A 23,950-nucleotide genomic window follows, 5' to 3' on the forward strand; every position below is an offset into this window, starting at 1 on the left:
CCCGCTCCCACAGGATTTTTTACGACTATGGACGAACGGCGCAGTGCACAACAGATTCACCTGAACGCATAAAAACCGTATCAGGGCGCGGCAGATGGCCGCAGGCAGCGCCTGGATCTGATCCGCATAAATGATCAATTCCTGAGCCTGTTTTGTTTCCGGTGGGGTTTCTACAGTGCAGCTCGTGCCAGACCGGGTGGCCTGGCAAGACTTTGCAACCGTGGATGAACTGACCATGAGCACAGCAACAATCGGACAGGCTTATAACTACAAGGTCGTCCGCCAATTCGTCATCGCGACTGTTTTCTGGGGTGTCGTGGGCATGGCGATGGGGGTATGGATCGCCTCGCAACTGGTATGGCCGGACATGAATCTGGACCTGCCGTGGACCACCTTCGGCCGCTTGCGACCGTTGCACACCAGCCTGGTGATTTTCGGTTTCGCCGGCAGCGCGCAATTCGCCGCCAGTTACTACGCCGTGCAGCGGACCTGCCAGGTGCGGCTGTACTCGGACAAACTCGCAGCCTTCACCTTTTGGGGCTGGCAATCGGTGATCGTGATCATGCTGGTCACCCTGCCGCTGGGCTACACCACCACCAAGGAATACGCCGAGATCGAATTCTCCGGCGCGGTGTGGATGGCGGTGGTCTGGGTCGCGTACGCCGTGGTGTTTTTCACCACCGTGGTGCAGCGCAAGACCAAGCACATCTATGTCGGCAACTGGTTCTTCGGCGCGTTCATCCTGGTGATCGCCATGTTGCACGTGGTCAATCACCTGTCGATTCCGGTGGACTGGTTCAAGTCCTATCCCGTGTACTCCGGCGCCACCGACGCCATGGTGCAGTGGTGGTACGGCCACAACGCGGTGGGCTTCTTTTTGACCACCGGCTTCCTCGGGATGATGTATTACTTTGTGCCCAAGCAAGTGAATCGGCCGGTGTATTCGTACCGGTTGTCGATCGTGCACTTCTGGGCGCTGATCACCCTGTACATCTGGGCCGGCCCGCACCATTTGCATTACACCGCGCTGCCGGACTGGGCGCAGTCGCTGGGCATGGCGATGTCGCTGATCCTGTTGGCGCCGAGCTGGGGCGGGATGATCAACGGGATGATGACCCTCTCCGGCGCGTGGCATAAATTGCGCACCGACCCGATCCTGCGCTTCCTGGTTTTGTCGCTGGCGTTCTACGGCATGTCGACCTTCGAAGGCCCGATGATGGCGATCAAGACCGTCAATGCCCTCTCCCACTACACCGACTGGACCATCGGCCACGTCCACGCCGGGGCGCTGGGCTGGGTGGCGATGATCACCTTCGGCGCAACCTATCACATGGTGCCCAAGGTGTTTGGCCGCGAGCGCATGCACAGTACGCCGCTGATCAACCTGCACTTCTGGCTGGCGACCATTGGCACGGTGTTGTACATCGCGTCGATGTGGGTCAACGGCATTACTCAGGGCCTGATGTGGCGGGCGATCAACGAGGACGGCACGCTGACCTATTCGTTCGTCGAAGCGCTGCAGGCCAGTCATCCGGGGTTCATCGTGCGCTTTGCCGGCGGGGTGTTCTTCCTCAGCGGCATGTTGCTGATGGCCTATAACGTGTGGCGCACGGTGCGGATTGCCGACGTTGCACTCGCCCATCGTGAAGCGCAGATCGCCTGATCAAGGGAGCTGGTCATGTTCGATGTTTTATTGAATGTGTTGGGCGTGGTGTTTCTGTGGCTGGCGGTTGAGTACTGCCTGCGGCACGAGACGGCCGAAAGTCTGGATGAGGCGAGTCTGACGCCGTTTGCGGATGATCCGGAGGTGGCTCGGCGGGTTGAGTTGGCTACCGGTAAAACCGTGAAAGCGGTGGCGCCGGAGATAGCCAAACCGGGCTGGATCAACCTCGAAATGTGAGCCCCCCCCTAGCTGATCGTTCCCACGTCGAACCGTCTGCGTGGGAATGCCTCAAGGGACGCTCCGCGTTCCAGCTCTGGAAGGGACGCGGAGCGTCCCGGGCTGCATTCCCACGCAGAGCGTGGGAACGATCAAGTGTGTCAACCTCGATCGCGAGGGATGAGGCTCTGCAATTGCTGCGCGAGGAAATTCGCGTCGAAGGCAAAGGTATCCGGATCCTTCAACCCATTGGTCTTGCGCCACTGCCACTCCCCGCCCGGCAGTCCCACCAACGAAACACTCCCATACCGCGCCGCCGTCAGCCCCATCACCGCCAGCGAAATCTGCCCGCCACTGCCCATCACATCCGGCACGAACTCCACCGGTTTGCCGGCAATCACGATGCTCAGTTTTTCAGTCTTGAAGGTTGAGGTCTCAACCGGAGTGCTCGGCCCAAACGCCACATAAGCCTCCCGACTCACCTCCAGAAACCCCGGTGCCTGCACCGGTTCCAGCCATTGCTGAATCTGCCCGAACAACTCGGTAATCCGTGTGGCCCAGGCCGCCGATTGCGTCTCGAACAGTTGCTTCTTGTGCGCTTCGCTGTCGGCATAGTGGCGAAGCATTTCGCCCAGTTGCTGTACGTCGTCCATTGCGGTGTTCCTTTGAGGAAGCAGTGCTGCGGACTCCGAGCATGGCAGATGCCGATGACGGCCGTGCAAGTCATTTGCCTGCACGGTCGCCTCGTCGGCCATTGACGGACAGAAGGTCAGCGTTTGCGCAGACGCGCCATGCTCAGGGTGTCGACCCATTGCCCGTCACGCACGGCGTAATCGCGGAACAGGCCCTCATTTTCGAAGCCGAACTTGCGGTAGAGGCCGATGGCTGCCTCGTTGTCGGCGTACACCGAAAGCTCGACCCGGTGCAGGTTCATCCAGTTGTCGGCGATGTCCAGCGCTGCCGACAACAGCTTCGAGCCCACACCCTTGCCCTGCCACGCCACCGCGACGCTCATGCCGAGACTGCCGGCGTGGCTGCGGCGAATTCGCGAAAAAGCCTCCAGCCCGAGATGCCCGATCACCGCACCTTGATGCAGCGCCACCAGTTTCACCATCCGTTCGTTTTCCGGCATCAGCCGCTGGCGCCAGATTTCGGCAGACTGAAACGGCATCTGCAGCACCTGCCGGGTCACGGCAGGGTCGTTGTAAAGCGCGGTGACGCCTTCGACGTGGGACTCGCTGAAGCGTTCGAGGTGAATGGCGGGGTTGTGCTCAGGCATGAAAGATCCCTCCTGGATCAGTGCGTGGCCGGTCACTTTAAACCGCTTCGTCGCGGTTTCGCCATGACCGTTTAAAACCGTTAACCGAAACGTCCGGCAAGCCACAACGCCTTGCGCCATTACCTACGCATCCGCCAGAATCCGCTGGCTTGTGCGCCTTGAGGGTGGGCTCTATCGTTTCCGGGTCGCTTATGAATAAGCGATCGGGTCTCGCAGCCCGCGATCTCTAGACGCACAACATCCTCCAGTTTATGGCGGCTGTACGTGGGAGACCCTCGAGTCTGCCGGTTCTAGAGTCCCGGTCTGCGACCCGCGTATAGCTGCCACCTCTTCGTATCGCAGCGAATCGTGGCGGCTCCATGACTCTGGAGATTCAATCATGATCAAACCAACGCCAAACCCACCCGACACCACCTCGCCCTACGAATCCCTCGACTCAAAGACCTTCCACGAAGCCGCCGAACGCGCCCTCGATCATTACTTCAATCCCCTGCTCCCCAGAAAACCGCTGCTCAAACCCAACACCCGCTACCTCATCGCTCCCGGCATCGACAGCGAAGAGCTGCTGGCCGACGCCTGCGAAACCCTGACCTCGGCCAAAACCATGGCCACCGACTTCGCCGGGCTGGTAGACGGCTCGCATCGGCATGTGCTGCTGGGCATTGCGCAACTGATCATGCTGGGTGAGCTGGCGGTGAATCGGGCGCTGGATAATCTGGAGTTGAAGGCCGAGGCGCCGCTGTAACCTGATCGTTCCCACGTCGAGGCGTCGAACCGTCCGCGTGGGAATGCAGTCCGGGACGCTCCGCGTCCCTTCCGGAGCTGGAACGCGGAGCGTCCCTTGAGGCGTTCCCACGCGGAGCGTGGGAACGATCTAAGAAAAATTACTCGAACCACTCCTGTCGCTCATTGAACGTGCGCTGAATCAACTCCACCAAGGTCTGCACCTCCCCGACCTCCTGCGATTCACTGTTCACCGCCAACCACGCCTGCAACCGCATCGCCTCGTCAAACAACCCCGGCAACGCCACCAATCCGCGATCGAACCGGCTCATGTACATCGGCAGCAAACCAATGCACGCGCTGCAACGAATCATCTCCAGCATCAGCTCATAGGACTGCATCTGCACCACGCCCGCCAACCGCTGTTCAACCAGTTCATTCCACGGCCGGAAGCTGTCGATCTGCCGGTCATGCTGCCATTGCACCAGCATGAAATCGGCGAGGTCGTCCGGGCTTTCAGGGCGCGCGGTCACGCGGGAGTAGCGTTTGGCGATGTGCGGCTGGTATTCCAGCTGCGCGAGGCGTTGCGGTTCGCTGGTGGCGAAGGTCGGGCCGGGGTGCGGGGTTTCGCCGTGGGCGAGCCACAGCACAATGTCGGCACTGACCGCGCGCAGGGCCAGTTCGCTGTCGAGGGCGATGATCTCGAGGCGCACGCTGGCGTTGCGGCGCAGCAGCGCGATGAGGTCGCGGCCAAGGATGTCATGCAGGATCGATTCGGCGACGGCCAGCCTTATCAGCGGTTGCTCGATCACCGGCAGTTTGCGTTCGTGCGCCAGGGCGATCAGTTGCGCCTGCAATTGCTGGCCTTCGCGGGTCAGGCTGAGCGCGCTGCCCTGAAAGCTGAACAGTGCGCATTGCAGTTGCTGTTCGAGCTGCGCCAGTTGTTTGCGCAGCAGGGTCGAGCGCACGTTGAGGCTGCGGGCGGCCTGCATGAAGCAGCCGCAACGGGCGCTGACCAGAAAATATTGCGCGACGTCGCCGTCGAGGGTCGCCGCTTGCGCCAGCCAGGGTTCGTCCTTGTCCCGGGGCCAGCGGAAATCGGCGCTGCTCTGTCGTGCTGCGGGTTCGGTGAATGACATCGATGACTCCCTGTCGATCTTTGTTTTGGTGTGCCGCGCTTAGGGTTTGGTCTCCAGCACCTTATTGAGCTCAGCCCCGTCGATACTCAGCGTCGCGGTGTTGAGCATACCGTCCAGATAGGCCTGGGCGATCTGTTCCTGACGCTGTGCCCGCAAGGCCTGGGTCAGTTGGTCGCGCAGCTCGTCGAGGGTCGCGGTGCGGGCCGGTTGTTGTTCGGTGAGTTTGATCACGTGGAAACCGGCGCTGCTTTGAACGGGATCGGAGACCGCGCCGACCTTGAGCCGCGCCACGGCACCACGTACCTCTGGCACCAGTTGCTGCAAGGGTTGCAGGCCGGTATCTCCACCACGTTCAGCGGTGAGGCGATCCTGAGAAAACTCCTTCGCCAGTGCTGCAAAGTCCGCCGAAGTTGCCTGGGCTTTCTTGCTCAACTCCGCCGCCTGCTTGCGCACGGCCTCAAGATTCTGCGGCTCATTCACCCCAAGGAAAATCTGGCTGACCCGATACAGCGCCGGCGTCTGCCAATTGGCCTTGCCCGCGTCATACGCCTGCTGCAACTCGGCAGCACTCGGATAATCCGCCGGCACTTTACTCACCGACTGCAAATAGTCGCGGAACACGATCTGCTCGCTGGCGGCGCGGGTTTGCCGAACCACCTCCGGCCGCTGCGCCCAGCCTTGGGCGTCGGCCTGTTCGAGCACGGCTTTCTCGGCCAGGCGTGAACGAATCCAGCGCTCCAGCGCCTCACGATTGCCACGCAGTTGCTCACGAGTCTGCGGCGGAACGGCCGCCAGCAGCGCCTGCAATTCCTCCAGCGAAACCTGCTGATTACCCAACCGTGCCACCGCAGGCCCACTGTTCGCCGCAATCACCGGCGCCGGTTGCTGGGCGGCGACCGGGTCGTTGCCCGGCCGCACCACCAGCGCCACGGCCACCACCAACAGCGCCACCGCAGCGGCGCTGATTACCATGGCAGGTTTTGTCACAGCGCGACTTCCTCTTGCTCAACTTTTGGTGCCTGGGCGGCAGCAGCGTTCTGGGTGAAATCACGCAGATACACGATGAACTCCTGCAACAGGCGATCCCACAATTCCAGGTTGCCGCGCAGGTAATCGCCGCTGACGCCAGCGGCCACCACCACGTCCATTTCCATCACCAGAAACTCGCCCTGCAGCGACAAACGGGCAAACCGGCGAGTCGCGTTCCACTGCTCGGCCACACCCGCCGGCAATTCACCCTGCACGCGCAAGGCGCAGCTGAAGGTGAAGTCGACGTAGCTGCCCTGCTCCGCCACCGCCGGGTTGCCGAAACGCACGGCATAACCGATGCCCTGGCTGGCGCTGAGCAACTGAACGATGCCGTTCTGTTCGGTCTGGTTGACGCGGTAACCGGCGGCTTGCAGCACGTCGGTCAGGGATTGCGGGGATACGTGGGAGATCAATTGAGTCATTACTTCTTCCTTGTCCATGAGTCTTTTAATCAGTGCGCGATCGCGGCTTGCGGCGCATCGAATTGAGTCTTGTACAGTTCATCGCCAAAGCCCTGAGCCAGTTCATCGAACTTGACCCGGGCGCTGCCGGCGAAGGGCTGGCGGATCTTCATCACCTCGGCCACATCGATGTTTTCGTAGGCGGTGAGAATCTGCTTGGCCACGCCATACATCTGCTGATTCTTGACCGAACATTGCTGCACTTGTGTGTCACGTTCAGTCAATTGCGCTTGAAGCTTAGACCGTTCTGCCTCTTTGGCACGGGCCATGACCAACAACTCGTCATAGGCTTTCTTGAACTTGCCGGTCTGTTCGTTGCTGGCCGCGACCTGCGCCTGGGCCTGGCTGTGCAAGGCTTGCTGCTGCCCGGCCAGTTGCTCGGCGAGGCCTTTGGCCTTGGCCAGTTCGGCGGTCAATTGCTTGATTTGCGCCTGCGCAGCCTTGGCTTCGTTCTGCGCCGCCAGTTGCGCGGCGCTGGCCTGGGCCTGCTGGCTTTGCAGGGTTTGCAACTGCTGAGTGGTGCTGCGCAACTGGGTGCGCAGGCGTTCCTCCATGCCTTCGGCGCTCGCCCCGGTGGCGATCAACATCCCGAGCCCAAGCCATAAACAGCGGTTTTTCATAACCCTCTCCCGGCGCTTAGAAGCGCGTGTTGATCTCGAGCTGCATGACGTCGATGTCGAACGGCGCGCCATACACCGCCTCCGAACTCAGCCAGCGGCCGGTGGCGTAGACGTTCTTCGCCAGACCGTAATTGCCGCCCAGGAAGTAGCCCTTGGCGTTGGTGCCGCCGAGGTGGAACGACGAATCGTTGAAGCCGTCCGGCAAGGCGTCCGGCTGGATGTACTTGTAGCCGGCGAACAGGTTCCAGTCGCCCTGCTTCTTCAGCTCCAGTGCGTTGCCGAGGGTGAACTGGACCATCCACGCATTGGCGCCGCTTTCGATGTTGCCGTTGCTGTCGAGGTTGTTGACCAGTTGCCCGGCCGAACGTTTGCGCATGTCGCCTTCGTCGTAGCCGAGGTTGTGGATGTAGTTGCCCTGGCTGCGCAGTTTGAAGTCTTCCGGCAGGTCGGCGTCCCACACCACGTTGAGGTCCAGCAGGTTGAACTCGGACGCCAGGCCAACGAACTGCGGTTGCGGCGTGGTGGTCGGGTTGAGCGGGTTCGGCGTGATGTCACGCAGCAGGAACACGCTGTTGCCCTTCTGCATGAATGCTGCGCGGGTGCCGTCGCTGTCGCAGCCCGGTGCGCCGGCCCAGGGTTCGCAAGGACTGGAGCGCTGGCCTTCGATGTCGTCGAAGCGGTAGTAGGCCAGCGCGCCTTTCAAGCGGTTGTTGCTGTTGATCGCCCATTTGGCGCCGATCTGCGCGCCGTACAGCCATTTGTTGTCGCTTTCTTCCTTGTCGAAGCCGTTGCTGGTGGTGGTGTCGTTGGTGTAGTCCACCGGGAACGCGCCGACGGTGCCGAACACGCCCCAGTCGCGGCTGAGCTTGTGGTCGAAAATCGCCGCCACACCGTCGAAGTTCAGGTCGTTGGAATACAGCATGTCGGTGGACATGAACGGGTTGGCGAAACGGCCACCGGTCAGAGTCAGCTCATCCGACGGCTTCCAGGTCAGGTAACCCTGATCGAGCCAGATGTCCTTTTTCGAGAAGCCGCCGCCGAGGTTCTGGGTGGTCGACACCGGGTTGTTGTCCGAGCCGGTGCCGATGCGGATGCCGGCGGTCCATTCCGGCGAGATCACCGCTTTCATGCCCAGCCGGGCGCGCAGGCGGAACAGGTTTTCGCGGTCTTCGCGAGTGTTGAGCAACGGTGGCAGCGCGGTGCTGCTGTTGGGGTTCACGTCGTACGGGCCATTGTTGTTGAGCTTGGCGAAGTCGACGATTTCGTTGCTGTTGCTGCCCGAGTAATAGCGCGATTCGTCACGCAGGCGAATGTCGCCGTCGAAGCTGATGCGCGACGCCCAGTCCGGGAACGTATTGGGCGCGGCCCAGTTTTCCTGCTTGGCGGTGGCCATGACTTCAGCCTTGACCTGATCGCGGATCTGGTCGCGCACCGCAGCCGGTACGTATTGCACCCGCACATCGCCCGGTGCGGCGACCGGCCCGGCTGCCACGGCGGTGGATGCGGCAGCCTGTTTGGCCTGGGCCGCCTCGTTCTGGGCCTGGGCGATCAGCGCGTCGGCCTTGTCCTGTTTCAGAATGCCCTGCTCGACCAGCAAGCGGATCAGATTGATCGTGGCGTTCTCCGAGGGCGCAGGCGCTGCCGCGGCCTGACCGACCAGGGTCGCGATGACCATGCCGACCGCCAGGGACAATCGATTCACGTTGGAAATCATCTGCACACAACTCCTTTTCATACAGCTTTATGAATTCGGTTAACCCGGACGTCGCCCTTGCAGGGACATGCGCACAGGCAAGGTGATGGAGGCCGGTGGCCGTTCGCTCAGGTGGGGCGCGTTACGCAAGGCGGCCAGCACCTGACTGTCAATCTCGGGGTTCCCGCTGGACTTGATCAGCTCGACCCGGATGATCTCGCCGACGCTGCTCAGCCACACATCGGCCTGCAGCGAAAACGCGAGGTTGCGCAGGTCGGGGTTCTCGCGCAGCAGCTTCTGGAAAGTGAACGCCAGGAACTGGCTGTAGGTGCCATTACCCAGTCGCCCGCCGCCGGAACCGGCCATGCCGCCGCCCTTGCCCGCGCCGATGTTGAAGGCGTCGCTGCCGCTCTGGGCGTCGCCGTCCATTTGCATCGGGTTGGCCAGGTCGTCCGCCGGCGATGGCGGCGCCTCTTCCTCGGGCTTGACCTCTTGCGGTTCGGGCGTTGGCTCGGGCTCGACGATTTTTTCTTCCACCGGGGTTTCCGGCTCCGGCGGTTTTTCCGGCGGCGGTGGTGGCGGTGGCGGCAACGGAATGATCGTCGGCACCTTCGGCGCTTCCCGGCGGATGCCGCTCATGTCGTTGGCCCACTGCCACAACAGAAACGCCGCAATGGCGCTCAGCAGCAGCCCGGCGCCCCACTTCGCGTAGCGCAGTGGCGACTTCTTCACCGGCAAAGGCTCGATTGGCAGTTGTGCAGTCATCACTCAGCCCTGCGTCGGTTTGCCGGTAACGAGACCGACCTGGGACAGTTCGAGCCGGCGCAGCAGGTCCAGCACTTCGATGACTTTCTGGTACTGCACCGTAGCGTCGCCGCGCACGATCACCGGGAAGTCCGGGTTCTGTGCTTTTTCGATGCGCAGGCGCTCTTCCAGCTCCGGCAAGGTCACCGGGTAGGCGTCGAGGAACACCTGGCCGCCGTCGTTGACCGAAATCGCCTTGGTCTTGGCCTCGGACAGCGACACGGCGGCGCTGGCCTTGGGCAGGTTGATCTGGATCCCGGAGACCTGCGCGGTGGCGGTGAGGATGAACATCACCAGCACCACCATCAGCACGTCCACCAGAGGCGTGATGTTGATGCTGTCCACTGCGGCATCTTCGTCATCGTCGTGGGAGGCATTTACGGACGCCATGTCTTTGCTCCTCAGGCCGGTACGGAGTGGTTGGCGTGATGACCGCGCTGATGCGCCGCTTCACTGGACTGGCCTTCGCCGTGCATCTCCGCCAGCCGGGTAATGAACTCGTCGACGAACACGCGCATGTCGGCGCTGACTTCCTTGTTGCGGGTGATCAGGCGGTTGTAGCCAAACAGCGCCGGGATCGCGACGAACAGGCCCATGGCGGTCGCCAGCAAGGCGGCGGCCATACCCGGCGCGATGGCGTTGATGTTGACGTCGCCGGCCATGGCCGTGCCGAGGAACACCACCATGATCCCCAGCACGGTGCCGAGCAGGCCGATGTACGGGCCACCGGCGATGGCGTTGGACAGGGTCGACAGTTTCGAGCTGAGCTGCTGGTTTTCCCGGGTGCGCACGCCGTCCATCGAGCAGCGGATGGCTTCGATGGTTGCAGCGGAAACCGACGAGGTATCGGCGCCCTGCTCGCGGCGGGTGCGGATCTCTTTTACCGCTACTTGATACAGACGCCACAGCGGCGAGTGCTGCAGGCGCTGGGCGAGTTGAGTGTCGTCGGCGAACATTTCCAGGCGGGTGCCGACCTTGGCGAATTGCACGCGGAAGTCTTCGTTGGCAGCAGTGACGCGGCTCAGGGTGCGGTTCTTGCGCAGCATGATGATCCACGACTGGAACATCATCAGCACCAGCACCGCGATGATCACCCAGGCATCCACCGGCACCGCGTTGAGCAGGAAGCCGAGGCTGCCGAAACCGAAACCGGACTGTTCTTCATCGACGCCGTAAGCCACCAGTTTCGACTCGGCGCCCTGGGAAGTGGCGTCGGCCAGCAGCAACGGCGCCGGGCGGGCGACTTTCGACAGGCGCAGTTCATCGATGGCGCCCACGAACGGCTGGAAAGGACCTTCGTGCAGGTCGGCACCGATGGCCATGACCGAGTTGAACGCCGGCATCGCCTGAGCCAGTGCCGCCCCCTCGCGACCGTTGATGTACAGCGTCACTTTCGCCCCTTCGGCGGTCAGCGCGACGTGCTGCCATTGGCCCGGATTCAGCGGTTGCGTGGCCACGGTGCGCTGGCCATCGATTTCCACGAACGGCACGCCCTGATTCACACCGACCAGCAGGCTGTTGGCACCTTCGCGGCGGGCCAGGATCAGTTGCTCGCCATTGGCCTGATCCAGTCGCAGCCAGGCACTGAAGGTGAACGCGCTGCCGGCGTTGTGCTGCAACGACGGACTGGCTGGCAACAGCAACGGCTGGCCGCTGAACTGCAAGGCCCGCCCGACTACGCCGTCAATGCTTGCGCCGGTCGCGCTCTGCGCGGTGTTGCCGTAAGCAGTGGTGTCTTTCGCCGGAGTGCCGGTGGCGCCGTCGAAGTGATAGAGCGCGGTGTAATTCGGATCGAACGTCAGTTGGCCGTTGCCGGTCGCCGGGGCTTTCTGATTGCCGTAATACATCCAGATGTCCTGACGCTGACCGCCCTCGACATTCGGCACATCGACCCAGATCAGCGCCATGCCCATCAGCGCGTCGAAACTTTCGATCTGGTGGTTGAGCACGGTCTTGTCATCGGCGGCAACGAAGCGCAGGTCCGAGCCGTCCTCTTTCACGCCGTCGAAGGTGAAATTGCCGGTGTGCAGGCGCACCAGCAGCGCGGTGCGGCCCAGGGCCTGATTGATCGCGGCACCTTGCGGCGTGGTGTCGACGGCGATCTGTTTGCGGTAATGCCAGTCGTCCTGCCACCAGGCCTGAGCCGTGGCCGGGAGCACGAAGCCCAGGCAGATCAACAACGAAAGGAAAAGGCGCTGCATGGAGGTGCTCCTTGTTAGAAAGTGGCCTGAAGGTTGAAGTGCAGGCGCGATTCCTGTTTCGAGGTGTTCGGCCCTTCGAGTAGCGGGTAGCCCCAGTCGAGGCTGCCGGACAGCCATTTGCTCAGGCTGGCACGGGTGCCGAGGCCGACGCTGGCCAGGGCGTAATTGGCGTCCTGATCCGGCAGTTCGTCGCGCAGGTAGAGTTGCGCGCCCTCGGCGAAGGCGTAGAAGCGCCAGTCCTGCATCCAGCCGCCGACGTACTTGGCCAGCGACGGCGTGCGCAGCTCTTCGCTGAGCAGGAAGCCGTCATCGGCGGTGCGTTCGGCGGCCAGATAACCGCGCACCGAAGTCGCGCCGCCGGCGGAGAATTGCTCGTTGGAAACCAGCGGCCCCGACGCCAATTGGAACGCGGCTTTACTCGCGCTCTGCCAGTCGCTGTCAAAGGTCCAGGTGAAGTTGGTATCGCCCTTGAGCACGGCGAAACTCGGGTTGGCGCGGTAGCGTTTGTAGTCGAAGTCTTCGTCGGAGCTGCCGTAGCCGAAGAGGCTGCGGGTGGCGGCGACCAGGCTCAGACCCAGGCCGAGCTGGCTCTTTTCGCTGTAGCGATAGCCGTTGTAGGCGAAAGTGAACGGTGCGTATTTGAGCGGCACCTTGTCGCTCTCGCCGGACAGGGTCAGGCGTTCGTCGAAGTCCTTGAAGTCGATGCCGGCCGACAGCGAGTTCGACCAGTTGCCGCTGGACGGGATCGTGTAGATCGCCGCTACGCCGTAGGAATGGCCCTTGCCGAGCACGTTGCTGCCGCCGATGGTGGCGACGTTGCTGTCGGACTGGTAACCGGAGAACTGCACGCTCCAGCGCTCGGTCAGCGGCGCGGTGTAGGAGCCCGACCAGACCTTGGCGTTGTCAGTCTCCTGCGGCGCGGTGAAGAACGTCAGGTTGACGCTGTGCCCCAACTGCCAAAGGTTGTTGTAACCGAGACTGGTGACGGTGCGCAGTTTTTCGGTGTCGGCGCTGTAGTCGTTGTTCAGCCCCACGCTGGCGGTCCACGGGTTCTGGTCTTCGACCTGCAAGTCCACGTCCATGGTGCCGGGGCGCTGGCCTTCGCGCACCAGCGGCATCACCTGCCGACCCGGGGTCTTGTTGAGCTGCGCCAGTTCACCCTGAACCTTGGCGAAGTCCGGCACCTCGCCTTCCTTCAGCGCCGGGACATTGTCGCGAATATCCAGCGGCGAATAGTGTTTGGCGCCGACCACCCGCACCCGGCCGACCTTGGTTTCGCTGACTTGCAGGTAGACGATGCCGTCGGCCACCGCCTGCTCCGGCAGTTCGACGAACACCGATTGATAACCGCGCTCCTGATAGGCCTTTTGCAGGGCATCCCGCGCGCCTTCGATGTCGCTCAAGGCTTTTTGCGGGCCGAGGAACGGGTACACCGCTTCTTCGATCGCCCGCGCATCGAGCACGGTGTTGCCGCGCACGAAGTATTCGTTGACGTCCACCAGACGCTGCGCCGCTGCGTTCTCGGCCTCTTCGGCGAACGCCGGCTGCGCGCCGGCCGTCACCAGCAGCCAGCCCCACAGCGCCAGCCGTGACGTGAAAATCTGCTCCACACTACCCCCTGAAATTCGCGATGACCTGTTGGCGCTTTTGCGCCTTGCGTGTGCGTCAATGACTGGCGTTGTTAATTGCTGACGTGCGGGACCGCGGCGTGCTTGCCCAGCCAGGTGTGCAGCAGCGCGAAGTTCAGCGAGAACTCGGGCATTTGCAGCAGCGCGCCGCAGAACACTTCACCGATGATTTTCTGGATGAGCTGCACCGCACGCGGCTCGTTGAGCAGCGTGGCGATGTCGCGACTGAGGACGTTGAAGCTCCAGACTTTCTGGTTCAGGCCCAGGCCGACGAACCAGCGGAACAGCAGGTTGTAATTGAGCTGTTCGTAGAGCTGCTGCTCGCTGGGCACCGAATACAGCAGTTGCAGGAGCAGGATGTGCATGACCGTCTGCGGGGCGATCAGCATGCCGGGCTGGGCATTGAGGTCGTGCAGGAGGTCGCGGTGAGCGTCGAGCAAATCGTCGATCTGCGGGCGCAGCAGCACCAGCGAATGACCCGGCGGAATGTAGCTGGAAACCTCTTTCAAGGCGCCCTGCCAGTCATCCTGCGACACGATCCAGACCCACGGCGCGCCGTAGCGATACACCGAAACCGGCTTCTTGCGCGCGGCCTCGACGATCTTCGACAGGCGTTGATCGAGTTCCTGCATGCCCACTTTCGAGTAGCGTTCCATAGTCCCCATTGCCTCACTCCCGGCGTCCCGCCTCGGCTTGTGAAAAGCGCCCCTCAGGGCCCCTCAAGCGCGTTACATAGGCATGACCGGACTGGCGATGTGCTACCGAACTTTTGTCATAAAAGCTTCATTACGAAAATCGAGTGGGTCTTCGGATCATGGCCGCAACACTCCGAAACAGGAAATTTCCGCGCATCTTTTAGGAAAGGTCCTAACGCCAGGTAGGGGGCGTCCCAGTTAGGTTGCGGGCTTCTTCCGTTACTGACAGATAAACAACCATGGCGCGGGACAAGGACATTCCCCAGGTCTGGGAATACCGGGGCGGCAATGGCGGCGCCGGACACGGCAGGCTTGTCCCACGGGACATGACATCGACCGAGTTCGCCGAATTCAAAGCCCGCGAAGCGACCTACGAGGCAATCATCGCTCGCCAGCAGGCACATGAAGAGCGGTGCTTGCGCCAGATCGAGCAGCGTCCGCAAGCGCCCGGTCGGGGTTGTGTGTTCGCCAAAAGCTGCAACCTTTCGGACGGCGTGATCGATCACAACAATCCGGCCGGTTTCATCCCGACCGAACGGTTGGCCGAGTATGGTCAGTGGGCCGTCCTCGGCAGCCAGGTGCCAATCAGCGCTGAAGGCGTTCCGTTGAAGTGGGTGGCGGGCTCCGGCACCGGTCGGGCGCTGGGGCAAAGGCTCGGTGGTTCGCTCGGGCTCAGCCTGCTGAGCGGCGCCAGTGCCGCCGGCACCCTGGCATTGTTGATCCCCAACACCGATATCTCGTCCGACAGCGCTTTCTACACCAACGAACAATACGCGCAGCTCACCAGCGGCCGTACCCGCGTGCGCTTTAATGCCAAGACACTGCCCGACGGCTCCATCAGTGCCTACGGCTTCTACACGGGTGGCAAGAAGGACTGGGAGTTCGTCCCGGTCATCAAAGCCCGGCAAGAAGGCAAACACTTCGTCGCCGACCTCGGCCACGGCATCGGGCTGACCTGGACACCCGCCGCCAACCCCGATGACGCCCCCTCCATCCCGGCCCTCGAAGGCGCCCCGCCGCTGCCGACGATCTGGGTGTATCCGCCGGGCGAGAAGACTGACCGCATCCTCGTTAATCCGCAGCATCCGCCGGATTATCACGACGCAATCGTCTGGTTTCCGGCGAATGCGGGGCTGGCACCGATTTATGTGGTGCTCAGCACGCGGTATGAGCCGGGGGTTGTGACGGGGGTGGGTGAGGATGTGGAGGGACGATGGCTCGACACTGCCCGTTCCGGACTCGGAGCGCCAATTCCAACCAATATGGCCAGTCAATTAAGAGGACGTCGTTTCTCCAGCTTCGATACATTCCGACGAGCGTTCTGGACCGCCGTATCGAAAAGGCCGGAATTGAGTTCCCAGTTTTCGCGCAGGGATCTGGATCGTATGCGAGCAGGAAAAGCCCCGCGTGTCGATATTTCGGATGTGGCAGGCTCAAGGATCTCGCATGAGATACATCACGTGGAGCTGATTTCAGAGGGTGGTCCGGTTTACGACGTCGATAACATGCGAGTTAACACACCTCGAAACCACATTGACGTACATCAGAATTAAGGAAAGAAAATGAAGGATCCCTTTATCAAAAACAACATTTCTGAATACACGGAGCGCGAGTTCGTTAGTTTTCTGGAAGAAATATTCAAAGAGGACCAGGCGCCTTCTGATACCCGCGCCGACTTGCTGGTTCGCCACTTCAACAAGATCGTCGGGCATCCGGAGAAGATGAACCTGATCTATCGTCCGCTGCCCGAGGCCGATGACTCAGCGGAAGGAATAACCCGAACCATAAAAGAATGGCGTTCATCGCAAGGCTTGCCAGGGTTCAAACCCGAATAACCTTCAGGTATACACAGGCCAGGTATCGACAATCTTGCCGCCGCGCACCGCCAGTAAATCACCAAACAGCAGCAACACTGCCTCAGTCTGAGTCGGCCGCAGAAAAACCTGATCCTCCACCGTCAGCCCCACGGTATTCGAACCATTGACCATCTCCTGATTCGAGCTACGGCCGTAAACACCATTGCTCTGCAATCCGGGCGGTGATTCGAACTCGGCCATCCAGTTGCCGCCGTAGATGAAAAAGGTCTGCCGCTGGTTGGTGTCCCACCACGAAAACAGTTTCGACTTGTCATCCAGCGCCGGAATATTCACCGCCCCCGTGCTTTTCAGCACCGGCGTGGCGATGTACGCGGCAGGTTCATGTTCAACCAGCGACGGCAGATCGTAATGCGTCGGCTTGAGCATCGCCGTCCCCACCGACACTTCACTGCTCAGGTGTTCGTTTTCATGCATGCGATAACTCGGGCTGCCGGCGGTGTTCAGGCACAAGCCGTCATGCCACAGCGCCGGATATTGCTGCCGGGTGAAGTCGACGCAGCGCTGATAAATCACCATCACCTTGGCAAACAGTTCCTCGGGCGAACCGAGAATCCCCGGCACGCCCATGCCCACGAACGGGTCGTAGCCCATGAACCCGGCGAACTCCAGGTGCTGCGGGTTGGCGGCGATCAGCGTGAGCATCTGCCCGAGCACGTTCACGTCACTGACGCCGCCCCGGTGCAGGCCGACGTCGAGCTCGATATTGATCCGCATCCGCGTGCCCAATCCCTGGGCCAGCGCGAGGTATTGCTGCAAGCGTTCGGGGTTGTCGATCAGCCATTGCAGTTGCTTCGTCGGGTCGAACGGACCTTTGTGGGTTTGATAGAACAGCTCAGCCGAGCGTACCGGTAAGGGCTTGCCGAGCAGGATGTCCGACTGCGGGAACGTCACCGCATCGTGATTGAGAAATGGCTGATGAAACGACATCAGCCGTTGCGTCCCCGCCCGTTGGCCGATGTAGCTGAGCAGTCCCGGCGACGGCAGCGACTTCTCCACCAGCCGCAACTGCTTGCCCGTGCGTTTGACCGAGCGCATCACCACGTCGATGTTGTGATCGAGGCGATCCAGATCGATCAGCAACACCGGGCGCATCGGGCCGTTGGCCTTGAGTTCGTTGTTCAGCGCTCGGAAATAGTCGCTGTAAGGCCCGCCGCGATCCCCCGGCCGCAGCCACGCACCCACGCCCACCAGCAAGGCACCGACACCCAACGTACCCAGCACGAAATCACGTCGATTGACCGCCATCAGCTCACCCCCAGAATCGACGAAAGATGCCCGTTGAGAAACTTGCCGTTCGGGTCCAGCGCCTGGCGTACCTGAATGAATTCCTGCCAGCGCGGATAGAGCGTTTGCAGTGTGCGGGCATTGAGCGTGTGCAACTTGCCCCAGTGCGGGCGGCCGTTGTACTTCCAGAAGATCGGCTCGACGGCGGCGAAAAAGTTGTGATGGTCCATCTGGTAATGCTGGTGGACCGAGATCGAACAGCTGTCGCGGCCTTCGAACATGCTCAGTGGAATGTCGTCAGCCTTCACGTAGCGGTACTCGATGGGAAACCAGGTGCGCAGGTCTTTGTCGCGGATCAATTTGAGAATCTCGCGCAGGCAGGCCGGGCCGTGTTCGGCGGGCACCGAATATTCCATCTCGTTGAAACGCACGGTGCGCACGTTGGCGTAGATGTCGAACGAGTCGCCGACCCGGTCGTCGAAACTCGCCAGATGCCGCAGGCTGTTGAGCAGCGAACTGCGCAGGCCCGGGAAATCGCTGCCGTACTTGTCGATCTTCTCGATCAACGTCACGAACTCGTTGCCGCCCTCCTCTTCGGGCGGAATCGGCGGCGTGGGCGGGTCAGTGCTTTCGTTGAGGGCGATCGACAAGGCGTAATCGGAATGGGTGACGACGAGCATTTCCCAGTGCTGGTTTTCGCGGGTGTTCTTGTCCAGGTCTTCGAGCAGTTCTTCGGTCTTGGCGATCCACTGGGTTTCCCGCAGGCGATAGGCCGGGCGGTTTTGCAGGCGGACTTTGGTGGCCACGCCCAACGCGCCGAGGGATACCCGGGCGGCGTTGAACACTTCGGGATGACGCTGGCTGTCGCAATCCAGCACCTCGCCACTGGCGGTCACCAGTTGCAGTCCGCAGACGTGGGCCGAGTAGGACTGGAAGGTTTTGCCGGTGCCGTGGGTCGAGGTGGAAATCGCCCCGGCGAGGGTCTGGTAATCGATGTCGGCCATGTTTTGCAGGGCCTGGCCGATGTCCTTGAGCGGCACGCCCATGCGCGACATCGGAGTGCCCGCGGCGAATTCGGCTTGCAGGGTTTTCGGGTCGTGATCGAGCAGACCATTGAAATAGCTCAACGACAGCAACGTGCCATCGGTGGGCACCAGCGCACTGAAGGAATGCGCCGAACCGACCGGACGAATCTTGCCCGGTGCCTGCTGAATGACCGTCGTCAGCTCATCGAGATTCTTCGGCGCCACCCGCGCCGCCGGCAGGCAACTCTGCCCGCCCGACCAGTTGCGCCAGGGAATCAGCCGAGGTGCGCGCATCAACTGGCCCAGCGCCGGATTGGAAGCCAGCGCGCTGAACGCGCCGACGATGCTTGCCCGTTGCAACAACTGCCGGCGTGTCAGATCTATCGGCATGCCAGGGTCCTTATTGTGGGAGCGGCTGGTCGGCCATGAAGCCGATCAACTGAAGGAATTGGTCTTCCGAGCACTCGACGCACTGGCCCATCGGCGGCATGCCGTTGTAGCCGTTGATGGCGTGGTCGAGCAGCGTGTCGGCGCCCTGCTGGATGCGCGGTTCCCAGGCCTTGCGGTCACCGGTCAGCGGCGCATTGGCGGCGGGGTTGGCGTGGCAGAGCTGGCAGCTGTTGGCGTAGATCTGCGCCAGCGCCGGGTCGGAGGGCATGGCCCCAGGGGCAATGCCGGATGAGGTCGGGGGTTTGGCGTCTTCGCCGCAACCGGCCAGTGCAACGGCCAGCATCAGCAGCCAGGTGAATCGGGATGCCCGCATAAAGATCCTCGCGTGAGGTGCCGCTTATTGTTGTGATCACACCTTAAGGCAGCGACGGCGGCGGGTTGAGGGCATTGCGGGACAGTGAGGGGGCATACGGGGCCAGTCAGGGCTTACGCCTTGCGTGACATTCCCGTGACATTTGCGGGTTTAAATTTCAGTGAATTCAGGCGTATAACCTGTAGAGCCTTTTCCAATCGGCCCGCCGACATCTTCTACGGGGTAGCGACATGACCACAGCAAACATCCTTGGCAACCTGTTCCCTTCTGTCAGCGACATCCCGGAAAAATACCGCCTCGACGGTCAGGTCGAGCAACGCGAATACCTGGTCGATGGCCAGTTGCGCCGCTGGGACGGCCCGCTCGCCACCGTGCGCAGCCCGGTCTATCTGCACGGCGACAATGGCGATGAACAAGTGATCCTCGGCAGCACGCCGCTGCTGGACGCCGACACCGCCCTCACCGCCCTCGACGCCGCCGTGCGCGCGTACGACCGGGGCCAGGGCCTGTGGCCGACCATGCGCGTGGCCGAACGCATCCAGCACGTCGAAGCCTTCCTCGGGCGCATGCGCCAGCAGCGTGACGCCGTGGTGAAACTGCTGATGTGGGAAATCGGCAAGAACCTCAAGGACTCGGAAAAAGAGTTCGACCGCACCTGCGACTACATCGTCGACACCATCAATGCGCTGAAAGAACTCGACCGCCGGTCAAGCCGTTTTGAGCTGGAGCAGGATACCCTCGGCCAGATCCGCCGCGTCCCGCTCGGCGTGGCGCTGTGCATGGGCCCTTACAACTATCCCCTGAACGAGACGTTCACCACGTTGATTCCGGCGCTGATCATGGGTAACACCGTGGTGTTCAAACCGGCCAAGCTCGGAGTGCTGCTGATCCGCCCGTTGCTTGAAGCCTTCCGCGACAGCTTCCCGACCGGCGTGATCAACGTGATCTACGGCAGCGGCCGCGAGACCGTCAGCGCGCTGATGGCCAGCGGCAAGATCGACATCTTCGCCTTCATCGGCACCAACAAGGCCGCCAGCGACCTGAAAAAACTGCACCCGAAACCGCACCGCTTGCGTGCCGCGCTGGGCCTGGATGCGAAGAACCCCGGGATCGTCCTGCCCGAGGTGGATCTGGACAACGCGGTCAGCGAAGCGGTCACCGGTTCGCTGTCGTTCAACGGCCAGCGCTGCACCGCGCTGAAAATCCTGTTTGTGCATGAGGTTGTGGTCGACAGCTTCATCGAGAAATTCAACGCCAAACTGGCCAGCCTCAAACCAGGCATGCCATGGGACAGCGGGGTTTCGCTGACGCCGCTGCCAGAGTCAGGCAAGGTCGATTACCTGCATGGGCTGGTGGCTGATGCGCAGAGCAAAGGCGCCCAGGTGGTCAACCCGAATGGCGGCGAAGCGCGGGCCTCTTTCTTCTACCCGGCGGTCCTGTACCCGGTGACGCCGCAGATGCGTGTCTATCAGGAAGAGCAGTTCGGCCCGGTGGTGCCGATCGTGCCGTACCGTCACCTCGATACCGTGATCGACTACGTGCTGGAATCGGACTTCGGCCAGCAACTGAGCATCTTCGGCACCAACCCGGTGGCGGTTGGCCGACTGGTCGACACCTTCGCCAACCAGGTCGGGCGGATCAACCTCAACGCCCAATGCCAGCGCGGCCCGGACACCTACCCGTTCAACGGGCGCAAGAACTCCGCCGAAGGCACGCTGTCGGTACACGATGCGCTGCGGGTGTTTTCGATCCGTACGCTGGTGGCCACCAAGTTCCAGGAACCCAATAAAGATCTGATCAGCGAAATCATTCGCGGACGAGATTCGAACTTCATCGCCACCGACTACATCTTCTGAGGAGGAAACACCGCTGAGCACTTTCAGCCCCCACCGTTGGCCGCCGCTGTTGCGGCGGATCCTGCGGCCATTGCTCGACCCGTATCGACGTTATCGCCATGCACGAACGATTCACGCGGTGCGGGTCGCGCTGGGATTGCTGGCGACGATCCTGCTGACCACCGGCATCAACCTGCCCCACGGCGAGTGGGCGTCGGTGACCATGCTGGTGGTGATCGGCGGCTTGCAGCACCACGGCAACATCGGCAAGAAAGCCGCCGAACGCGCCACCGGGACCTTGATCGGTGCCGGCGTCGGTTTGTTGATAGTGGCGCAGCAGGCGTGGCTGGGCATGCCGTGGCTGACCTATTTTGCGATGGCGGTGGTGTGCGGATTCTTCTCGTATCACGCCATCGGCAAGGGCGGCTACACCGCCCTGCTCTCGGCCATCACCGTGTTCATCGTCGCCGGGCATGGCGACAACCCGATCACCGACGGGCTGTGGCGTGGGGTCGATATCCTGATCGGCATCGCCCTGGCCCTGGCCTTTTCCTTCGCCCTGCCGCTGTACGCGGTGTACTCGTGGCGCTACAACCTGGCCGACGCGCTGCGCGATTGCGCGACGGTGTACGGACGGATCATCGGCGGCCAACCGGTGACCGCCGACGAACACTTGAAGTTGATGAACCGGCTGAACGCGGTGATGGTGCAACTGCGTTCGCTGATGCCTTCTGTGTCCAAGGAAGTCAAAGTGTCGATGACCGAGCTGGACGCTATCCAGCGCAACCTGCGCATGTGCATCAGCACTCTGGAAATCCTCGGCAACATCCGCCCGGACGCCAACGACCCCGACGCCATGACGCACCTGCAAGCGGCGCTCAAGGCCGAACACCGGCACATTCGCGTGCAATTGATCGGCATGGCCCGAGCGTTGAAATCCGGTGCGGTCCAGCGACTGGGACGTCCGGTGGAATTGCCGGACGCCAGCCTCGACACGCCGATTTACAGCCCGCTGGATGGCTACCGTCTGCTGACCCGACAACTGGCAGCCAACATCGGCGAGATGCGCCAGCGTCTGGCGAAGACTGCGCCGCGCTGGAATATCTGAGACTTTTCCGATGTAACAAACTCTACATACTCTCTACAATGCGCCCCCACAACGGACGTGGATGGATGCTTCAATGCAATTCAGGACGAATATCAATGCCTTGCGGGCGCTTGCCGTGCTGTCGGTGGTGCTCTATCACTTCGCGGTTCCAGGATTCGGTGGCGGTTTTGCAGGCGTAGACGTGTTCTTCGTCATTTCCGGCTTCCTGATGACCGGCATCATCTTCACGGGCCTGGAACAGCAGCGCTTTTCGTTACTGGGGTTTTACGCCTCGAGAGCCCGACGCATCATCCCGGCATTGCTGGTGGTGTGTCTCGCCCTGCTGCTGTTCGGTTTCGTCTTTCTGCCGCTGGATGACTTTCGCGACGTCATCAGAACGATCAAAAGCAGCCTGCTGTTCAGTTCCAACTTCATGTTCGCCAAGGGTGGCAGCTACTTCGACGCACCGCTGCACGAGAACTGGTTGCTGCACACCTGGTCGCTGTCAGTCGAATGGCAGTTCTACATGCTGTATCCCTTGCTGCTGATGGCGCTTTACAAGTGCCTGGGCGCACAAAAGACCCGCTACAGCTTGTTGATACTGGCTGCTGCGTCTTTTGCCGCCTCGACTGTCATCACACGCTCGGATCCGGTGTTTGCCTTCTACATGCTGCCGACCCGAGCCTGGGAATTGATTGCCGGTGGCCTCGTATTTCTCTTTCCCTTGCAACTGAGCAAGCGCAACGGCTCCATCTGTGAAGGCCTTGGGCTTCTGGCAATTTTGGGTAGTGTGTTGTGTTTTTCGGAACAGGACCTTTGGCCGGGTTACCTGGCACTCTTGCCGGTTCTGGGCACGGTACTGGTGATCTACGGTAATACCCGATCGGTTTTCAGCACGTTCAAGCCACTGCAATTGACCGGCACCATTTCCTACTCGGTTTATCTGTGGCACTGGCCACTGGTGGTTCTTCTCTACACTTGTGGCCTGCTCAATAGCTGGCCACACGTCTGGGGCGCGGTGGCGTTGTCATTTGTTCTGGGTGCCGGGTCGTATTACCTGGTGGAATCCAGGATCAAGCCGATAAAGTCGGTACGCGGTACGCTCTTCAGGTATGCATCGTGGGTGACCGGAATGGTTGTCGTGTCTGCCGCGACGGCGTCGCTGGTCAAGAATCACCCATCACTTCGCTTTGCCTTTGTCGACCTCGGGCAACCCGAGTACACCAGCAAACTCTATACCCAGGAATGCCGCCCGAATGCCCATGGCGCCGCCGATTGCAAACTGGGCAACGGCGAGGTGTCAGTCATTCTGTTTGGCGACAGTCATGCGCAATCCACCGCCGCTGCCGTGCAGATGGATAATCCGCAAGCAGCTTTGTCGTGGTCCCTGGGTGGTTGTCCGACATTGCAGAACTTCCAGATGCACGACAAAACACTCGAGCGTCAATGTCAGGCGTTCAATCACGAAAAACTGCAAATATTGAAGAATTCATACACGGGAATTCCAGTGGTGCTGTTCAGCAGAGCGGCGCTGTATGCCGATCCGAGTCGTAACAACAGCTATCGGATTCGCTTTCCCGATCAGCAGCCAATGTCTTTCAGCGAGGCCTACGTCGCTGAATACGCGAACACCGTGTGCGCCATCGCCGAAAACCATCCGGTTTACATCGTCAAACCAATCCCGGAGATGCCGTTCAGCGTCTATAAAGGCCTGAATCTGCATCAACGCATTTTTGGTGACACTGCCGATATTTCCATCCCGTTGCAGGATTACGAGCAACGCAACCGAATCGCCAACGATGCCATTGAAACTGTGGCGAAACGGTGCAATGCACAGGTGCTGGACCCGACCCCGCTGCTTTGTCCGGACGGTAACTGCATGGGGTCAAAGCAAGGTGTGCCGTTGTATTTCGACGATAACCATCTGGTCGATGCCGGCAATCAACAACTAAGAGGACTGTTCAAAGCCGCGGTCAAGGAGATCTGAA

Annotated in this window: 23 protein-coding genes; 8 read left to right on the forward strand and 15 right to left on the reverse strand. The window is 61.4% G+C overall.

Annotation, left to right across the window (positions count from 1 at the left end):
• The first annotated feature begins 235 nt into the window (after positions 1-235).
• Entirely contained in the window at positions 236-1,663 is a 1,428-nt protein-coding gene (gene ccoN / locus ACTJK9_RS00845) for a cytochrome-c oxidase, cbb3-type subunit I (RefSeq protein ID WP_221399586.1), read from the forward strand.
• A gap of 15 nt (positions 1,664-1,678) precedes the next feature.
• Positions 1,679-1,900: a CcoQ/FixQ family Cbb3-type cytochrome c oxidase assembly chaperone gene (locus ACTJK9_RS00850; protein ID WP_085611740.1), complete on the forward strand. Its 222-nt coding sequence runs from the start codon at positions 1,679-1,681 to the stop codon at positions 1,898-1,900.
• Between the two features lie 140 nt (positions 1,901-2,040).
• Here the strand turns inward: ACTJK9_RS00850 and ACTJK9_RS00855 are convergent, their stop codons facing one another.
• Together ACTJK9_RS00855 and ACTJK9_RS00860 are read right to left on the reverse strand one after the other, a co-directional pair.
• Positions 2,041-2,532, reverse strand: a complete 492-nt coding sequence (locus ACTJK9_RS00855) for a hypothetical protein (RefSeq protein WP_440811331.1) — start codon at positions 2,530-2,532, stop codon at positions 2,041-2,043.
• A 116-nt stretch (positions 2,533-2,648) separates the two neighbouring features.
• Positions 2,649-3,158, reverse strand: a complete 510-nt coding sequence (locus tag ACTJK9_RS00860) for a GNAT family N-acetyltransferase (RefSeq protein ID WP_085611742.1) — start codon at positions 3,156-3,158, stop codon at positions 2,649-2,651.
• 379 nt (positions 3,159-3,537) lie between these two features.
• Between ACTJK9_RS00860 and ACTJK9_RS00865 the strand changes: the two genes are divergently transcribed.
• Entirely contained in the window at positions 3,538-3,903 is a 366-nt protein-coding gene (locus ACTJK9_RS00865) for a DUF6124 family protein (protein WP_085611743.1), read from the forward strand.
• A gap of 139 nt (positions 3,904-4,042) precedes the next feature.
• Here the strand turns inward: ACTJK9_RS00865 and ACTJK9_RS00870 are convergent, their stop codons facing one another.
• The 10 genes from ACTJK9_RS00870 to ACTJK9_RS00915 form a co-directional block, all read right to left on the reverse strand.
• Positions 4,043-5,020: a LysR family transcriptional regulator gene (locus ACTJK9_RS00870; protein WP_440811334.1), complete on the reverse strand. Its 978-nt coding sequence runs from the start codon at positions 5,018-5,020 to the stop codon at positions 4,043-4,045.
• Between the two features lie 39 nt (positions 5,021-5,059).
• Positions 5,060-6,007 carry a peptidylprolyl isomerase gene (locus ACTJK9_RS00875; protein WP_440811336.1) on the reverse strand — a complete coding sequence of 316 codons (948 nt, stop codon included), beginning with the start codon at positions 6,005-6,007 and terminating at the stop codon, positions 5,060-5,062.
• Positions 6,004-6,471, reverse strand: coding sequence for a YbjN domain-containing protein (locus ACTJK9_RS00880; RefSeq protein WP_039772356.1), 468 nt, complete (start codon positions 6,469-6,471; stop codon positions 6,004-6,006). Before ACTJK9_RS00880 ends, ACTJK9_RS00875 begins: the two co-directional genes overlap by 4 nt.
• Positions 6,472-6,500: 29 nt before the next feature.
• Positions 6,501-7,130: a DNA repair protein gene (locus ACTJK9_RS00885; RefSeq protein WP_221399582.1), complete on the reverse strand. Its 630-nt coding sequence runs from the start codon at positions 7,128-7,130 to the stop codon at positions 6,501-6,503.
• A 16-nt stretch (positions 7,131-7,146) separates the two neighbouring features.
• Positions 7,147-8,844, reverse strand: coding sequence for a putative porin (locus ACTJK9_RS00890; RefSeq protein WP_007955107.1), 1,698 nt, complete (start codon positions 8,842-8,844; stop codon positions 7,147-7,149).
• 39 nt (positions 8,845-8,883) lie between these two features.
• Entirely contained in the window at positions 8,884-9,588 is a 705-nt protein-coding gene (locus tag ACTJK9_RS00895; protein WP_085611748.1) for an energy transducer TonB family protein, read from the reverse strand.
• A gap of 3 nt (positions 9,589-9,591) precedes the next feature.
• Positions 9,592-10,017, reverse strand: a complete 426-nt coding sequence (locus ACTJK9_RS00900) for an ExbD/TolR family protein (protein WP_007955109.1) — start codon at positions 10,015-10,017, stop codon at positions 9,592-9,594.
• Between the two features lie 11 nt (positions 10,018-10,028).
• Positions 10,029-11,828, reverse strand: coding sequence for a DUF2341 domain-containing protein (locus tag ACTJK9_RS00905; protein WP_440811340.1), 1,800 nt, complete (start codon positions 11,826-11,828; stop codon positions 10,029-10,031).
• 14 nt (positions 11,829-11,842) lie between these two features.
• On the reverse strand, positions 11,843-13,438 hold the full coding sequence (locus ACTJK9_RS00910) for a ShlB/FhaC/HecB family hemolysin secretion/activation protein (protein WP_440811342.1): 1,596 nt from the start codon (positions 13,436-13,438) through the stop codon (positions 11,843-11,845).
• A 71-nt stretch (positions 13,439-13,509) separates the two neighbouring features.
• Positions 13,510-14,121 carry a transposase gene (locus ACTJK9_RS00915; protein ID WP_082934408.1) on the reverse strand — a complete coding sequence of 204 codons (612 nt, stop codon included), beginning with the start codon at positions 14,119-14,121 and terminating at the stop codon, positions 13,510-13,512.
• A gap of 269 nt (positions 14,122-14,390) precedes the next feature.
• Between ACTJK9_RS00915 and ACTJK9_RS00920 the strand changes: the two genes are divergently transcribed.
• Both ACTJK9_RS00920 and ACTJK9_RS00925 read left to right on the forward strand, forming a co-directional pair.
• Positions 14,391-15,704, forward strand: coding sequence for an S-type pyocin domain-containing protein (locus ACTJK9_RS00920; RefSeq protein WP_440811345.1), 1,314 nt, complete (start codon positions 14,391-14,393; stop codon positions 15,702-15,704).
• Between the two features lie 9 nt (positions 15,705-15,713).
• Positions 15,714-15,986: a bacteriocin immunity protein gene (locus ACTJK9_RS00925; protein ID WP_064596229.1), complete on the forward strand. Its 273-nt coding sequence runs from the start codon at positions 15,714-15,716 to the stop codon at positions 15,984-15,986.
• A 3-nt stretch (positions 15,987-15,989) separates the two neighbouring features.
• On the opposite strand, the gene ACTJK9_RS00930 is transcribed toward ACTJK9_RS00925, so the two are convergent.
• The 3 genes from ACTJK9_RS00930 to ACTJK9_RS00940 all read right to left on the reverse strand — a co-directional run bounded on the left by ACTJK9_RS00930 (position 15,990) and on the right by ACTJK9_RS00940 (position 19,040).
• On the reverse strand, positions 15,990-17,198 hold the full coding sequence (locus tag ACTJK9_RS00930; RefSeq protein ID WP_440811838.1) for a DSD1 family PLP-dependent enzyme: 1,209 nt from the start codon (positions 17,196-17,198) through the stop codon (positions 15,990-15,992).
• Positions 17,199-17,272: 74 nt separating this feature from the next.
• Entirely contained in the window at positions 17,273-18,601 is a 1,329-nt protein-coding gene (locus ACTJK9_RS00935; protein ID WP_440811839.1) for a D-arabinono-1,4-lactone oxidase, read from the reverse strand.
• A 76-nt stretch (positions 18,602-18,677) separates the two neighbouring features.
• Positions 18,678-19,040, reverse strand: a complete 363-nt coding sequence (locus ACTJK9_RS00940) for a c-type cytochrome (protein WP_440811347.1) — start codon at positions 19,038-19,040, stop codon at positions 18,678-18,680.
• A gap of 230 nt (positions 19,041-19,270) precedes the next feature.
• On the opposite strand from ACTJK9_RS00940, the gene ACTJK9_RS00945 reads away from it, so the two are divergent.
• From ACTJK9_RS00945 to ACTJK9_RS00955, 3 genes are all read left to right on the forward strand, one after another.
• Entirely contained in the window at positions 19,271-20,896 is a 1,626-nt protein-coding gene (locus ACTJK9_RS00945) for an NADP-dependent glyceraldehyde-3-phosphate dehydrogenase (protein ID WP_440811350.1), read from the forward strand.
• 46 nt (positions 20,897-20,942) lie between these two features.
• On the forward strand, positions 20,943-21,983 hold the full coding sequence (locus ACTJK9_RS00950; protein ID WP_178076469.1) for an FUSC family protein: 1,041 nt from the start codon (positions 20,943-20,945) through the stop codon (positions 21,981-21,983).
• Positions 21,984-22,056: 73 nt separating this feature from the next.
• Complete coding sequence (locus ACTJK9_RS00955; RefSeq protein WP_085611757.1) at positions 22,057-23,949, forward strand: acyltransferase family protein; 1,893 nt, start codon at positions 22,057-22,059, stop codon at positions 23,947-23,949.
• The last annotated feature ends 1 nt before the right edge of the window (position 23,950 follow it).

Origin of the sequence: Pseudomonas sp. 22082 (genome assembly GCF_052046055.1) — a bacterium.
GTDB lineage: Bacteria > Pseudomonadota > Gammaproteobacteria > Pseudomonadales > Pseudomonadaceae > Aquipseudomonas > Aquipseudomonas pharyngis.